Source organism: Pseudomonas sp. NFACC25 (genome assembly GCF_900100935.1).
Taxonomy (GTDB): Bacteria; Pseudomonadota; Gammaproteobacteria; order Pseudomonadales; family Pseudomonadaceae; genus Aquipseudomonas; species Aquipseudomonas marginalis.
In genome coordinates this window covers 390,169-402,984 of record NZ_FMUC01000002.1, presented here as the reverse complement: position 1 = coordinate 402,984, position 12,816 = coordinate 390,169, and the positions used below count along the sequence as shown (strand labels likewise).

Below are 12,816 nucleotides of genomic sequence, written 5' to 3'. Positions count from 1 at the left end.
TGCTAAAACCGCTGCTGCAAAGCCGGCCGCGAAGCCAGTTGCTAAAACCGCTGCTGCAAAACCGGCCGCGAAGCCAGCTGCTAAAACCACTGCCGCCAAACCAGCCGCCAAACCTACTGCTGCAAAACCGGCTGCGAAACCTGCTGCTGCAAAGCCAGCCGCCAAGCCAGCTGCAAAGCCTGCTGCTGCAAAGCCAGCCGCCAAGCCCGCCGCAAAGCCTGCTGCTGCGAAACCAGCACCGGCCAAGCCAGCAGCACCTGCTGCTACCCCGGCAGCGACCACCGCTCCGACCGCATCGGCCAGCAGCACCCCTGCACCGGTAGCGCCAAGCACCACCCCAACCAGCGCTTCCTAAGTGCCGGTGATCATGACGCGCAGCTGCTGCAGCGCGTCATGGTCAAGGTTGGCGGCATCCTCAGCCGCCAGTCCTTCCAGCCACCGCGGTTGAGTCATCTCCACTTTCGGCCATGCCTGCGTCAACGCTTCCAGGCGCGTCAGCAATTGCCGTTCGGCATCCAGTTCCAGGGCTTTGACCCGTTCGCGCAGCGTCGCCAGTTGCTCATCCTGCTGCGCCTTGGCACGCCATTGCACACGCAGCTGCCGCAAGGGTTCGATCACCTGCGCCTGCCACGGTCGGGCCAGCTGTTGCAGGGTGCGCATACGCTCCGGCTCAAGTGCCACGCCCCGCTGTTCCAGCCACGCGCCGCAGAGCAACAGGCACACGTCCGCCCCTTGCTCCTGCAAGCGCAGGCAGGCGGCTTCGACGCCCGGGCGGGCGTAAGTCGAGAGAGCAAAGCTCCACAGGTCAGCGTTCATATTCACACCCAAGCCAGCGGCCAACGAAGCTGGTAGACTCCGCCGCCATTATGATCCGACTTCAAAGCCTAACATTACAGCGTGGCCCGCAACGTCTTCTCGAAGACGCCGAGCTGACCCTGCACGCCGGTCACAAAGCCGGCCTGATCGGTGCCAACGGCGCCGGCAAATCCACGTTGTTCGCCCTGTTGCTGGGTGAGCTGACCCCGGATTCCGGGGACTGCTTGCTGCCGGCCGACTGGCGTATCGCCCATATGCGCCAGGAGATCGACACCCTGGACCGCATCGCGATCGACTACGTGCTCGATGGCGACCTGCGTCTGCGCCAGGTGCAACACGACCTGGCTGAGGCCGAGAAAGCCCAGGACGGCGCCGCCCAGGCCCGTCTGCACGCGGAACTCGACAGCGCCGACGGCTACACCGCCGACGCCCGCGCCCGCAAGATGCTAGCCGGCCTTGGCTTCACCAACGAACAGATGGATCGTCCGGTCGCCGATTTCTCCGGTGGCTGGCGCATGCGCCTTAATCTGGCCCAGGCGCTGATGTGCCCCTCGGACCTGCTGCTGCTCGACGAACCGACCAACCACTTGGACCTCGATGCGATCCTGTGGCTGGAGGACTTCCTCAAGAGCTATCAGGGCACTTTGCTGCTGATTTCCCACGACCGGGACTTCCTCGACGCCGTGGTCGACAACATCGCCCACGTCGAACAGAAGAAGATCACCCTCTACCGTGGCGGCTACACCGCGTTCGAACGTGCGCGTGCCGAGCGCCTGGCCCAACAGCAGCAGGCGTTCGAGAAGCAGCAGGCGCAGCGTGCGCACATGGAAAGCTACATCGCCCGGTTCAAGGCCCAGGCCACCAAGGCCCGCCAGGCCCAGAGCCGGATCAAGGCCCTGGAGCGCATGGAAGAACTGTCGGCGGCCCACGTCGATTCGCCGTTCGACTTTGTGTTCCGCGAATCAGTGAAAATCTCCAGCCCGTTGCTGGACCTCTCGGATGCACGCCTGGGGTATGGAGAGAAAACCATCCTGGAGAAGGTCAAGCTGCAGCTCACCCCGGGTGCGCGCATCGGTTTGCTCGGCCCGAACGGCGCGGGCAAGTCGACGCTGATCAAGAACCTCTCGGGCGAGCTGCAACCCCTGGCCGGTCGTTTGACCCGTGGCGAGAACCTGGTGGTGGGCTACTTCGCCCAGCATCAGTTGGACTCCCTCGACGCCAAGGCCAGCCCGCTGCTGCACCTGCAACGCCTGGCGCCGACCGAGCGCGAGCAAACCCTGCGCGACTTCCTCGGTGGCTTTGACTTCCGTGGCGCGCGCATCGATGAGCCGGTGCTGAATTTCTCTGGCGGCGAAAAAGCCCGCCTGGCCCTGGCGTTGATCGCCTGGGACCGCCCGAACCTGCTGCTGCTCGACGAACCGACCAACCACCTCGACCTGGAGATGCGCCTGGCGCTGACCATGGCCTTGCAGGAGTTCAGCGGTGCAGTATTGGTGGTGTCTCACGATCGCCACTTGCTCAAGAGCACCACCGACAACTTCCTGCTGGTAGCGGATGGCAAGGTCGAAGAGTTCGACGGTGACCTGGACGACTACGCACGCTGGCTCACGGACTACCGCCTGCGCAATGCGCCGGTCAGCAACACCCCGGTCAACCCGGACAAGACCGACAAGAAAGCCCAGCGCCAGGCCGCTGCCGCCCTGCGCCAGCAGTTGGCGCCACACAAGCGCGAAGCCGACAAGCTTGAGGCCGAGTTGGGCAAGGTCCACGAGCGCCTGGCCAAGATCGAAACCAGCCTGGGCGACAGCGCCGTGTACGAGGCTGCGCGCAAGGATGAGCTGCGCGACCTGCTGGCCGAACAGGCCAGGCTCAAGGTGCGCGAAGGGCAATTGGAGGAAACCTGGATGGAAGCCCTCGAACTGCTGGAAACCCTGCAAGCGGAGCTGGAGGCGCTGTCCTGATGGAGGCCTTGCAACTGCCGTTGCCTGCGCAATGGATCGAGCCTGTATGGATCGGCGTGCAAATCCTGCTGATCCTGTTGGCCGGTTACGTTGCCCAGCGATTCGTCGCCAAAGGCCTGACCCGCCTGGGTGAGCGCTACCCGTTCCCGCCGCAACTGCTGATGCCGCTGCGCGGTGGTCTGCGCTGGTTGATCATGGGCAGTGCGCTGATCTTTGTGCTGGAGCGCCTGGGCGTGTCCGCTACGGTGCTGTGGACGGCGCTGTCGGGGTTTGTCGCGGTGGCGGCAGTGGCGTTCTTCGCCATGTGGTCGGTGTTGTCCAACCTGCTGTGCGCGATCCTGATCTTCACGGTGGGGCCGTTTCGCCTCGGTGACATCGTCGAGTTGGTGGATACCGTCGACAAGCCCGGCGTGAAGGGCAGGGTAGTGGCAATCAACTTGCTCTACACCACACTGATCGAAGTGGAAGCCGCAGGCACCGACAGCGCCATCGTACAGGTGCCTAACAGCCTGTTCTTCCAACGCTCGGTGCGGCGTTGGCCCGGCACCCATGTGTTCCCGGGCGACCGCTAGCGTTTACCGCGTGTAAAAATCTATAGCCAGCCTCTGCTCGGCGGAGTTAGCTTAAGGCCCGACAATCGCTGACTCTTCCCCGAGGTGTGCTATGGCACTCGACACGTGGCTGGCCTTTTTCCTGGCCAGTTGGATCATCTCCCTTTCCCCTGGCGCCGGCGCCATCGCTTCGATGTCCAGTGGCCTGCAATACGGCTTCCTGCGCGGTTACTGGAACGCCATTGGCCTGCAACTGGGCCTGGCCATGCAGATTGCCGTGGTAGCGGGCGGCTTGGGTGCCATTCTGGCGGCGTCGTCGACCGCGTTCTATGCGATCAAGTGGTTTGGCGTGGCGTACCTGGTGTACCTGGCCGTCAAGCAATGGCGTGCCTTGCCCATGGACATGGCCGATGACGCGGCGATACGCCCGCTCGGCAAGCCGATGGCGATGATGTTCCGTGGTTTCCTGGTCAACGCCAGCAACCCCAAGGCCCTGGTGTTCATGCTGGCGGTGCTGCCGCAGTTCGTGAATCCCCAGGCGCCGTTGCTGGTGCAGTACCTGATCATCGGTGCGACGATGATCAGCGTCGATATGATCGTGATGGCGGGGTATACGGGGTTGGCGTCCAAAGTGCTGCGCCTGTTGCGCACGCCCAAGCAGCAGAAGCGCGTGAACCGGACGTTTGCCGGGTTGTTCGTGGGGGCTGCGGGTTTCCTGGCCAGCTTGCATCGCGCAACGGCGTAAACCTCGGTACTTGAACGTGTGGGAGGGGGCTTGCCCCCGATGGCGGTGTCTCAGCTACAGCTAGGCTGACTGACACCCTGCTATCGGGGGCAAGCCCCCTCCCACATTGGTTTTGTGTTGCCTTGAGGATTACCGTTCAGTGCAAGATCTTCGGCGCTTCATCCCGTGGCAGGTGGTTGCGCGGCACCGGCTGGCCCGGGTCCTGATACCCACCGCCCAACTGTTCCGCCAACTGCCTGGCGACGTCCTCACCCAGCGCCTTCGACACTTCCTTCACCACCCGCGGCCGGTTCAGGCTCACGCGTATGTCGCGGCTGTTCACCAGCTTGGTGTCCTGGCCTTCGCCCATGGCGGTAAACGCCGAGGTGATTTCGTAGGTGCGCGTATTGATCAGGCTGAAATCCGCCACCAGCGTCAGGCCCAGCACCGCCGAGTAGCTGTTGGTGTGGTCCAGGGCGTTGATGTCCTGGGTGAAGTCGATGTCTGACAGCGTACCGAACAGCACATAGTCCGCGCCCTTGAAGTGACCGGCCTTGATGCGCTTGATCACGTCATAGACGTCACCCTTGGCATCGGCGGTGTAGGGCGTGCCCTGGACCAGCTGGAACTGGCGGGACTTGAGAATCTCCCCCTTGATATCACCGCTGAACTTGCGCAGTTCGGTTTGTTCGATGTAGCTGCTACGGCTCTCGTACTCGCTGTAGTTCGATGCACCGCTGGCGTTGTAGCTGCTTGCCTGGAAGTTGTTGCTGGCCGAAACCTGGTGGATGTACTCCTCGACCTGCGCCTGGTAGGCCAGGTCGGTCACCGCGATCTTGGGTGCAGCCGAGGCGCCAAAGGCGCACAACAGGCCGATCAAACCAATCCATGCGCGCATTGCCTAGCGCTCCGTGGTCTTGCGGATTTCTTTTTCGTCCATCCATTCGGCCAGGCCGCTCTCGACGTCGATCAGTTGCAGGCTGAACTTGTAGAACACGTCCTTGTAGTCCGAGCTGCGCTTGACGATGGAACTGATGGAGCCTTCCAGGCGGTACTTGGCCGCGACCATGTTGCCGGTCTTGCTGACGCTGGACTTCTTGTACAAGCCGCTCTGGTTCTGCAGCTTGAGCTGGTCGACCTGGCTTTGCATGTCGGTGTTGTCACTGGCGAAGCGTGCGGTGCCGGTCTTCATCAGCTGGGTCTTGATCGACGTGGTGATCTCACGGGTGTCGATGTACTCGCTGGTCTTGTTCTTCACGTCATACACCTGCACCACCGGGCGGCCTTGCAGGATGCCGGACTGGGCGAGGGAGCGGGTCATGCTTTCGGCGATCATCTGCAGGTCGGTGGAGCCGAACTCGTTGGTCACCAGCTCCACGGCCTTGGTGTCGCCGTAGCTGATGTTTTTACCACCCAGTACCGGGGAGGTATTCGCGCAGCCGCTGGCCAGGACGGCAACCACGGCGAGAATCGAGAAGCGTGCAAGCATGGGGAAATCTCTCGGCAGCAAAATGAATGAACGGTTCAAGGGGTTTTGACTTCAAGGCGGAAGTCCGCAGCCTGGGGCACATTGGCAATGGCGGGCAGGAAGGTCGCCTGGTTGGCGTACAGGTTCAGCACTTTCCAGGTCTCTTCATCGCCCACCGGGAAACCATCGGCGCCCAGCCAGGCGAAGCGGTAATACATCATCTGGTTACTGCTGGTGATGTTGCTCAATTGCACCTTGGTGGTGAGGAAGCCGTTCTCGCGGGCCACACGAATGGCGCCGACCGCGATGCCCTTGAACTTGCCCATCACCACGATCTTGCTCGCGGCGCTGCCAGGTTCCGGTGGTGGCGGGGTGGCGCAGCCGGCAAGCAGGACCAGCGCCAGTGCGCCGAGGATAAAGTGACGCATAGGGTGCTCCTTAAGGTTGTTTGAGGGCGATGGCCTGGGTTGTCGTGCCGGGCAGCACATGGGCGGCGAGGCCACCGGCGAACACTTGGTTGCCGACCACGCGCAGGGTGATCACCTGGTAGCGCTGGTCGGTCTTGATCGTTACCAGCGTGCCACCCAGGGCGTTGGGCAGGCTGACCTGGTGTTCACCACGCTTGAGGCGCAGGCGCGTGACTTGGGTCATGTCCGGCAGGGTGCGCCAGGTGCGGGTGTCGGCGCCTTCGGTCACGGCCGAGGCGATACCCAGTACCAGGCCTGCCATGGGGTTGGTCTTGTTCAGGTTGTTCTGCGCCACACCACGGCTTACCGCACGCACAGTAGTGCGCAGGATGATGCCTGGCATGTCATCACGCAGGGCGCGGCGGGACATGGCCGTGGTGCTGTTGAGCGCCGTGAGGTTCTGTTGCTGGCCGTCGACACCGATCTGGGCAAAGGTCGCCGTGGAGGTGTCGGCCTTGATCACCGGGAACGACAGCGGGGTGATCACCAGGTTGCCATTGATCGGGATCGGCAGCGGCAGGCGGATCGAGTCGCGGGCGGGTGCGAGGCCGCTCTGCACCACGATCAGCACGTCGGTTTCATCGCTGCCGACCTTGGATTTGTCCAGGTCGAGCAGCGCTTTTTCCAGCAGTGGCGTGTTAGGGCGCAGCTCGATGGCCTTGCGATAACCGGGGGCGGCCAGGTCTTTTTCGCCCAGGGCTTCGTAGACGAAGCCGGCCAGGTAATGGCTGAACGCACTCTGGTAGCTGTTCTTCAGGCCGACCACCTCCGGCGCGTCGAGGGCTTGCACCGGGTAGCCGTGCAGGTCCTTGATCTGGGTGGTCACGCCCTGTTGCTCGGCTTCGTCTTCGCGCTTGAGGTATTCCTTGTCGCGCAGGTCGGCGATCACCGCTTCGCGTTCGTGGGTCTTCTTGATTTCGGTGCGTGCGCCGTCGAAGTCGTTCAAGGCCAGCAGGTTCAGGGCCATCTGCGTGGTCAGCATGACTTTTTCGTAGTCATAGCCTTCGTAGTGACGCACCTTGTCATTGGCCAGGAAGCTGCCGAACTGGGACAGGTATTTTGCGCTGTCGAACTTGACCGACTCTTCCCACTTGTAGACTTGCAGGTCGGCGCTGCGCCAGGCGGTCTGGCTGCCGGTCAGGTCGCCCTTGGCCCGCAGCAACTCGCCCTTTTCGAAGAAATACAGCAGGTCTTTGTCTTCGCCGGTGTTGTTCTTTTCCAGCAGGGTCAGGGCGGCGTCGACATTGCCGGTGGCGAGTTGCTGGTTGGTGGCTTGCAGCTCGGCGTCGTAGCTGCGGAACATTGAACAGCCGCTGAGCAAAGTGACTGCCGCGAGCGCGAGCGGAGGTAAGGCGCGAAAAACCATGTCACTTCTTCCCTGAAAGTAGTCAACCAATATGGTTATTCCTCATAAAACCGAGGAACGAAATTCCCTTTCGCACTAACAGGGCGCGGCATTATAAGCATCGTTACTGGCAAAACAATGGCTTTTTGCCTCGATTGAGCTGACAGCGATGCCAGTAACCCATCTCCAAAATGCCCCGTCCGCCCACACGACAAATCACTAACGCCTTGAGTCAAACCCTTTAACGCTTAACAATGTGTTACTTCGTATTTCCACTTGAGATTCATTCATGATTGCGCCCTTCCGTTTTCTCGCCTGGCTGCTGTTGCCGGCATTGATGTCGTGCAGCTTCAACCTGCTGGCCGCGACTGCCGAGGGCGCTCCACAAGCCCTGCATCTGCTGGACTACATTGGCGCCGACTACCCACCGACGGTAGAGGCGGGCAAGGTGGTGGATGATTCGGAATACCGCGAGCAGGTGGAGTTTCTTGGGGTCTTGCAGGGGTTGGTGGCGGATTTGCCGCAAAAGCCCGAGCGCGCGGAACTGGTAAAGGGGGTCGAGGAACTGCTGGCGGCTGTCACCGCTCATGCAGACGGCGCGACCGTCGCTCGCCAGGCCCGCCAGTTGGGCGCCAAGCTGGCAGTCGCGTATGAAGTCAGCCAAGCCCCGGCCATCACGCCCGACCCGACGCGCGGCGCACCGCTCTACGCCCAGCACTGTTCGGTGTGCCACGGCACTGCCGGTGCCGGCGATGGTCCGGCCGGCGTGGGGATGACGCCGCCTCCGGCCAACTTGACGGATGCTGCGCGCCTGGATCGCCTGAGCCTCTACGCGATCTACAACACCCTGGGCCTGGGTGTCGAAGGCACTGACATGCCGTCCTTCGCCGACCAACTGGACGACCGCCAGCGTTGGGACCTGGCCACCTACATCGCCGGCTTCACCGCCGACCCGGCTGCGGCGAAAAGCGAGCAGCCCTTCAACCTCGCCGACCTGGCCCGCCAGACGCCTAATGAAGTGCTGGCCGCAAACGGCCCAACCGCTGCCGCGACCTTCCGCGCCCAGCGTGCGCAACCGCCGCAGGTCAAGCGTGGCCCGGCGCAGTTGCTCGATTACACCGCGAGCACCCTGGACAAGAGCCTCGCGGCGTTCCGTAGCGGTGACCACGAGCAAGCCTATGACTTGTCGGTGGCGGCGTACCTGGAAGGCTTTGAGCTGGTGGAAAGCTCACTGGATAACGTCGATGCCAACGTGCGTAAGGACACCGAGAAGGCCCTGATGGCTTACCGGCAGTCGTTACAGGACGGTCTGCCGATCGAGCAGGTGCAGCAGCGCCTGGACGTGGCCAAGGGCAAGCTCACGGAGTCCGCAGGCTTGCTGGGCAGCGATGGCTTGAGCTGGTCGTTGAGCTACATTTCCGGTCTGCTGATCCTGCTGCGTGAAGGCCTGGAAGCGATCCTGGTGCTGGCGGCGATCCTGGCATTCCTGCGCAACACCGGCCAGCAATCGGCGGTGCGCAGCGTCAACGTCGGCTGGGGCCTGGCGCTCTTGGCCGGCTTGGCCACCTGGGCGTTGGCGGCGTATGTGATTGACGTCAGCGGCGCCCAGCGCGAATTGCTCGAAGGCTGCACGGCGCTGTTCGCCAGTGTGATGGTGCTGTGGCTTGGCGTATGGATGCACGACCGCCGCCATGCCGCAGCGTGGCAGGACTACATCAAGAGCAGCCTGGTGGGCGGCGGTGGGCGTTTCGGTTTTGCGATATTGGCGTTCTTCTCGGTCTACCGCGAGCTGTTCGAAGTGATCCTGTTCTACGAAACCCTGTGGCTGCAAGCGGGCCCGGCCGGGCACAACGCGGTGCTGGCGGGTGGTGCCACGGCGTTGGTGCTGCTGGTGGGCCTGGCCTGGGTGATCCTGCGCGGTTCGGCGAAACTGCCGCTGGCGCTGTTTTTCGGCATCAATGCGGGGCTGCTGTGCGCGTTGTCGGTGGTGTTCGCCGGGCATGGCGTCAAGGCGTTGCAGGAAGCCGGCATCTTCGGCACGCGGCCGGTGGCGTTCTTTGACTTCGACTGGCTGGGCATCCACGCCGATGCGTACTCGTTGAGCGCACAGGCCGTGGCGATCCTGGCCATTGTGGTGCTCTACGGCCGCAGCCGGCTGGCAGAAAAGCAGCGAGTGGCGGCATAACATGCGCGTATGGATCGATGCAGACGCCTGCCCCCGGGCCGCCAAGGACCAGGTGGTGAAGTTCGCCCTCAAGCGCCAGTTCGAGGTCGTCCTGGTGGCCGGCCAAAGCCAGATCAAGCCGAGCTTCTCGTGCGTGAAGTTGATCGTGGTGCCCAGCGGTCCGGACGCAGCAGATGACTATCTGGTGGAGCACGCAGTGCCCGGCGAACTGGTGATCTGCAGCGATGTGCCCCTGGCCGACCGCCTGGTGAAGAAGGGCGTCACGGCCCTCGACCCTCGGGGCAAGGAGTTCAGCCCGGCGAACATGAGTGAGCGATTGGCGGTGCGCAACCTGTTTGCCGACCTGCGCGAGCAGGGCCAGATGGGCGGTGGACCGCCGCCCCATGGGGAGAAGGACAAGCAGGCGTTTGCCAACTCACTCGACAGGATACTGACGCGGTTAATGCGCCAGTCCTGATCCGTTGGAGAGGGAGCCCGGCATCCCCACTAATCGTTCTCGTGGGTCAGCTCCAGCACCCGGTCCACCAGCTTGTTGATGCCTGAGGCCACTTCACTGATGCTCTTGCCGAGCATATAGGCGGGCGTACTGACCAACTTGCGTGCGGTGTCCTCGACAATGTCTTCCACGCTGCATTCCTGGTGGGTGGCGCCCATCTTGTCCAGGGCTGCGGCAGTGTCGGTGTCATTGCCGATGGTGCAGGTCACGCCCGGGCCGTAGATCTTCGCGGCCAGGGCCGGCGAGATGCAGATCAGCCCCACCGGCTTGCCCGCTTCGGCAAAGGCTTCGGCCAGTTCCAGCACTTGCGGGTTGACGCTGCAACCCGCGCCCTCGACGGCAAAGTTCGACAGGTTCTTCGCCGCACCGAACCCACCGGGTACGATCAGCGCATCGAACTCGTCGGCGTTGGCGTCTCGAATATCCTTGACCTCGCCCCGGGCAATGCGGGCCGACTCCACCAGCACATTGCGCGACTCGGGCATCTCCTCGCCGGTCAGGTGGTTGATCACATGCAAATGGGCGATATCGGGTGCAAAACACTGGACCTGAGCACCGCGCTGATCCAGGCGCAGCAGGGTGATCACGCTTTCGTGGATCTCTGCGCCGTCGTACACGCCGCAGCCGGAAAGGATCACTGCAATCTTTTTGCTCATGGGCATTTCTCCTGGAGTCTTGGCGTTAAATGTCTACTAATTTGTCACCTGTTGCCAATGGGATCTCGCGCCGCTGCACCTAATCTTGATGTAACAAAAATAGACCGGACCAGACCATGGACTTCGTGCCTTACGCGGTACCGTTTTTCATTGCCTTGATTGTGGTGGAGCTGCTCGCCGACCGCTGGCGTGGTCAGCGCAACTACCGGGTGGCGGACGCCATCAACAGCCTCAGCACCGGCGTGCTGTCCACCACCACCGGGCTGTTGACCAAGGGGGTGGGGCTGCTGACCTACGCGTTCGCCCTCAAGCACCTGGCGTTGATCGAACTGCCTGCCCACAGCGCCTGGACCTGGGTGTTCGCCTTTGTGTTCTACGACTTCTGCTACTACTGGCTGCACCGGATGGGGCACGAGCGCAACATCCTGTGGGCCGCGCACTCGGTGCATCACCAGAGCGAGGACTACAACCTCAGCACCGCCCTGCGCCAGACCAGCACCGGCTTCCTGCTGAGCTGGATCTTCTACCTGCCCCTGGCCGTGCTTGGCGTGCCGCTGGTGGTGTTTATCAGCGTGGCGTCCCTCAACCTCCTGTATCAATTCTGGGTGCATACCCGGCACGTGCCCAAGCTTGGCTGGTTCGAGTGGTTTTTCGTCACGCCCTCCAATCATCGGGCCCATCATGCACAGAACGCTCTCTACATGGATCGCAACTATGGCGGTGTGTTCATTCTTTGGGACCGGCTGTTCGGCACCTTCCAGGAAGAAGACGACAACGAGCCGGTGATCTTCGGCGTGACCACACCCTTGGCCAGCTGGAATCCGTTATGGGCCAACCTGCAGTTTTATGCACAGCTTTGGCGTGATGCGCGGCGTACCGAAAGTAAGTGGGACAAGCTGCGCATCTGGTTCATGCGCACCGGTTGGCGCCCGGCGGACGTGAAGGCCAAGTATCCATTGGCCAAGCCCGACTTGAGCCAGTTCCGCAAATTCGACGTGCCGCTGGACACGCGCCAACAGGTCTATATCGCCCTGCAGTTCGCGGCGTATGTGGGGTTTGGCAGCTACTTGATGAATTTCGGCGAGGGGCTGCCCAGCGCAGCGCTGGTTGTCGGCTGGGGGGCGATGGCGCTTGGATTGTTTACCCTGGGGGTGGCCCTGGAGAATCGCCCGTGGGCGTTAAAGGCAGAGCTGACACGCCTGGCGCTGAATGTGCCGTTGGTGTGGCTGGCGCCGGTGGTCGGGCTGTGGCCGGCCAGCAACCTGGGCTGGCTGGGCCTGGTGAGCTACAGCCTGCTCAGCGTGATTGGCCTCTACTGTTGCAGGGGCCGGCTTACTCGACTGGTGTCTTAGGCGCTTCTACCGGGACGGGCTCGGCGGCGGCGAGCCGCGCCTTGGCATCGGCACAGGCCTGGCGGGCGATACGGGCATTCTTGAAGCGGCGGCGCAGCCACAGGCCAAAGCCCAGCAGCAGCAAGGCGCCCAGCACCCACAGCTCGTATTTCTTGACGCTGCCCAGCATGCCTTCCAGCACCGCGCCGAAGTGATAGGCCGCCGCGCCCAGGGCCGCCGCCCAGATTGCAGCACCAATACCGTTGAGGATCAGGTAGCGCAGTGGCGGGTAGCCTGACAGGCCGATCGCAACGGGCATTACCGTGCGTAAGCCGTAGACAAAGCGGAAGCTCAGCACCCAGATATCCGGGTGCCTGCGGATATGTTCCAGGGCCTTGTCGCCCATCAATTGCCAGCGCGGCTTGCGCGCCAACAGTTTGCGGCCGTGCTTGCGCCCCATGTAATACCAAAGCTGGTCGCCGGCGTAGCTGCCGAAGAAGGCAACGACCACCACCAGGTTGATATCCATGTACCCACGGAACGCCAGGAAGCCTGCGAGAACCAGGATGGTTTCGCCTTCGAAGAACGTGCCTAGGAAGAGGGCAAAGTAGCCGAAGTCATGCAGAAATTGTTGAAGCATGGTCTGGGTGCTGGCGAAATGAACGCGCAGCCTACGCCTTCGTGAACATTCATGAAAGTATCGAGATGTGTCACGAAGTGAACAATTCCTACATTAACCGACGAATGCGACTACAGGTCGCATCGTTAAGCACAACTGTCATACCTTCGTCATAATGCCCGCTTATAACTGCAACG

General features: G+C 62.5%; 14 protein-coding genes. 7 read left to right on the top strand and 7 right to left on the bottom strand.

Annotated features, from left to right (window positions below; translation table 11 throughout):
* Positions 1-355, top strand: a 355-nt coding sequence (locus BLQ09_RS05975; RefSeq protein ID WP_175472297.1) for a hypothetical protein, incomplete at its 5' end; no start/stop codon positions are given.
* On the opposite strand, the gene BLQ09_RS05970 is transcribed toward BLQ09_RS05975, so the two are convergent.
* Positions 352-816, bottom strand: coding sequence for a TIGR02444 family protein (locus BLQ09_RS05970; protein ID WP_027608337.1), 465 nt, complete (start codon positions 814-816; stop codon positions 352-354). The two genes, BLQ09_RS05975 and BLQ09_RS05970, sit on opposite strands and share 4 nt — an antisense overlap.
* Before the next feature lie 50 nt (positions 817-866).
* On the opposite strand from BLQ09_RS05970, the gene BLQ09_RS05965 reads away from it, so the two are divergent.
* The 3 genes from BLQ09_RS05965 to BLQ09_RS05955 all read left to right on the top strand — a co-directional run bounded on the left by BLQ09_RS05965 (position 867) and on the right by BLQ09_RS05955 (position 4,073).
* Positions 867-2,777: an ATP-binding cassette domain-containing protein gene (locus tag BLQ09_RS05965; protein ID WP_092355833.1), complete on the top strand. Its 1,911-nt coding sequence runs from the start codon at positions 867-869 to the stop codon at positions 2,775-2,777.
* On the top strand, positions 2,777-3,349 hold the full coding sequence (locus BLQ09_RS05960; protein ID WP_027608339.1) for a mechanosensitive ion channel family protein: 573 nt from the start codon (positions 2,777-2,779) through the stop codon (positions 3,347-3,349). The genes BLQ09_RS05965 and BLQ09_RS05960 overlap by 1 nt, the downstream gene beginning before the upstream one ends.
* A 91-nt stretch (positions 3,350-3,440) precedes the next feature.
* Positions 3,441-4,073 carry a LysE family transporter gene (locus BLQ09_RS05955; protein ID WP_027608340.1) on the top strand — a complete coding sequence of 211 codons (633 nt, stop codon included), beginning with the start codon at positions 3,441-3,443 and terminating at the stop codon, positions 4,071-4,073.
* A gap of 136 nt (positions 4,074-4,209) precedes the next feature.
* Here BLQ09_RS05955 and BLQ09_RS05950 read toward each other — a convergent pair whose 3' ends face one another.
* From BLQ09_RS05950 to BLQ09_RS05935, 4 genes are read right to left on the bottom strand one after another with little or no spacing between them, the layout of a single operon-like run.
* Complete coding sequence (locus BLQ09_RS05950) at positions 4,210-4,950, bottom strand: hypothetical protein (protein ID WP_027608341.1); 741 nt, start codon at positions 4,948-4,950, stop codon at positions 4,210-4,212.
* A gap of 3 nt (positions 4,951-4,953) precedes the next feature.
* Positions 4,954-5,541, bottom strand: a complete 588-nt coding sequence (lpoB, locus tag BLQ09_RS05945) for a penicillin-binding protein activator LpoB (RefSeq protein WP_027608342.1) — start codon at positions 5,539-5,541, stop codon at positions 4,954-4,956.
* Between the two features lie 35 nt (positions 5,542-5,576).
* On the bottom strand, positions 5,577-5,948 hold the full coding sequence (locus BLQ09_RS05940; RefSeq protein WP_027608343.1) for a YcfL family putative periplasmic lipoprotein: 372 nt from the start codon (positions 5,946-5,948) through the stop codon (positions 5,577-5,579).
* Between the two features lie 10 nt (positions 5,949-5,958).
* Positions 5,959-7,353 carry a COG3014 family protein gene (locus tag BLQ09_RS05935; RefSeq protein ID WP_092355830.1) on the bottom strand — a complete coding sequence of 465 codons (1,395 nt, stop codon included), beginning with the start codon at positions 7,351-7,353 and terminating at the stop codon, positions 5,959-5,961.
* 268 nt (positions 7,354-7,621) lie between these two features.
* On the opposite strand from BLQ09_RS05935, the gene BLQ09_RS05930 reads away from it, so the two are divergent.
* Positions 7,622-9,517: a cytochrome c/FTR1 family iron permease gene (locus BLQ09_RS05930; RefSeq protein WP_027608345.1), complete on the top strand. Its 1,896-nt coding sequence runs from the start codon at positions 7,622-7,624 to the stop codon at positions 9,515-9,517.
* A gap of 1 nt (position 9,518) precedes the next feature.
* Positions 9,519-9,974: a YaiI/YqxD family protein gene (locus BLQ09_RS05925; protein ID WP_027608346.1), complete on the top strand. Its 456-nt coding sequence runs from the start codon at positions 9,519-9,521 to the stop codon at positions 9,972-9,974.
* A 29-nt stretch (positions 9,975-10,003) separates the two neighbouring features.
* On the opposite strand, the gene elbB is transcribed toward BLQ09_RS05925, so the two are convergent.
* Positions 10,004-10,669: an isoprenoid biosynthesis glyoxalase ElbB gene (gene elbB / locus BLQ09_RS05920; RefSeq protein WP_092355827.1), complete on the bottom strand. Its 666-nt coding sequence runs from the start codon at positions 10,667-10,669 to the stop codon at positions 10,004-10,006.
* 116 nt (positions 10,670-10,785) lie between these two features.
* Here elbB and BLQ09_RS05915 point away from each other — a divergent pair, with 116 nt between their 5' ends.
* The gene (locus tag BLQ09_RS05915) at positions 10,786-12,021 is read left to right on the top strand and encodes a sterol desaturase family protein (protein WP_092355824.1); all 1,236 of its coding nucleotides are present in this window, start codon (positions 10,786-10,788) and stop codon (positions 12,019-12,021) included.
* Here BLQ09_RS05915 and BLQ09_RS05910 read toward each other — a convergent pair.
* Complete coding sequence (locus tag BLQ09_RS05910; RefSeq protein WP_092355821.1) at positions 12,002-12,640, bottom strand: DedA family protein; 639 nt, start codon at positions 12,638-12,640, stop codon at positions 12,002-12,004. The genes BLQ09_RS05915 and BLQ09_RS05910 overlap by 20 nt on opposite strands.
* Between the last annotated feature and the right edge of the window lie 176 nt (positions 12,641-12,816).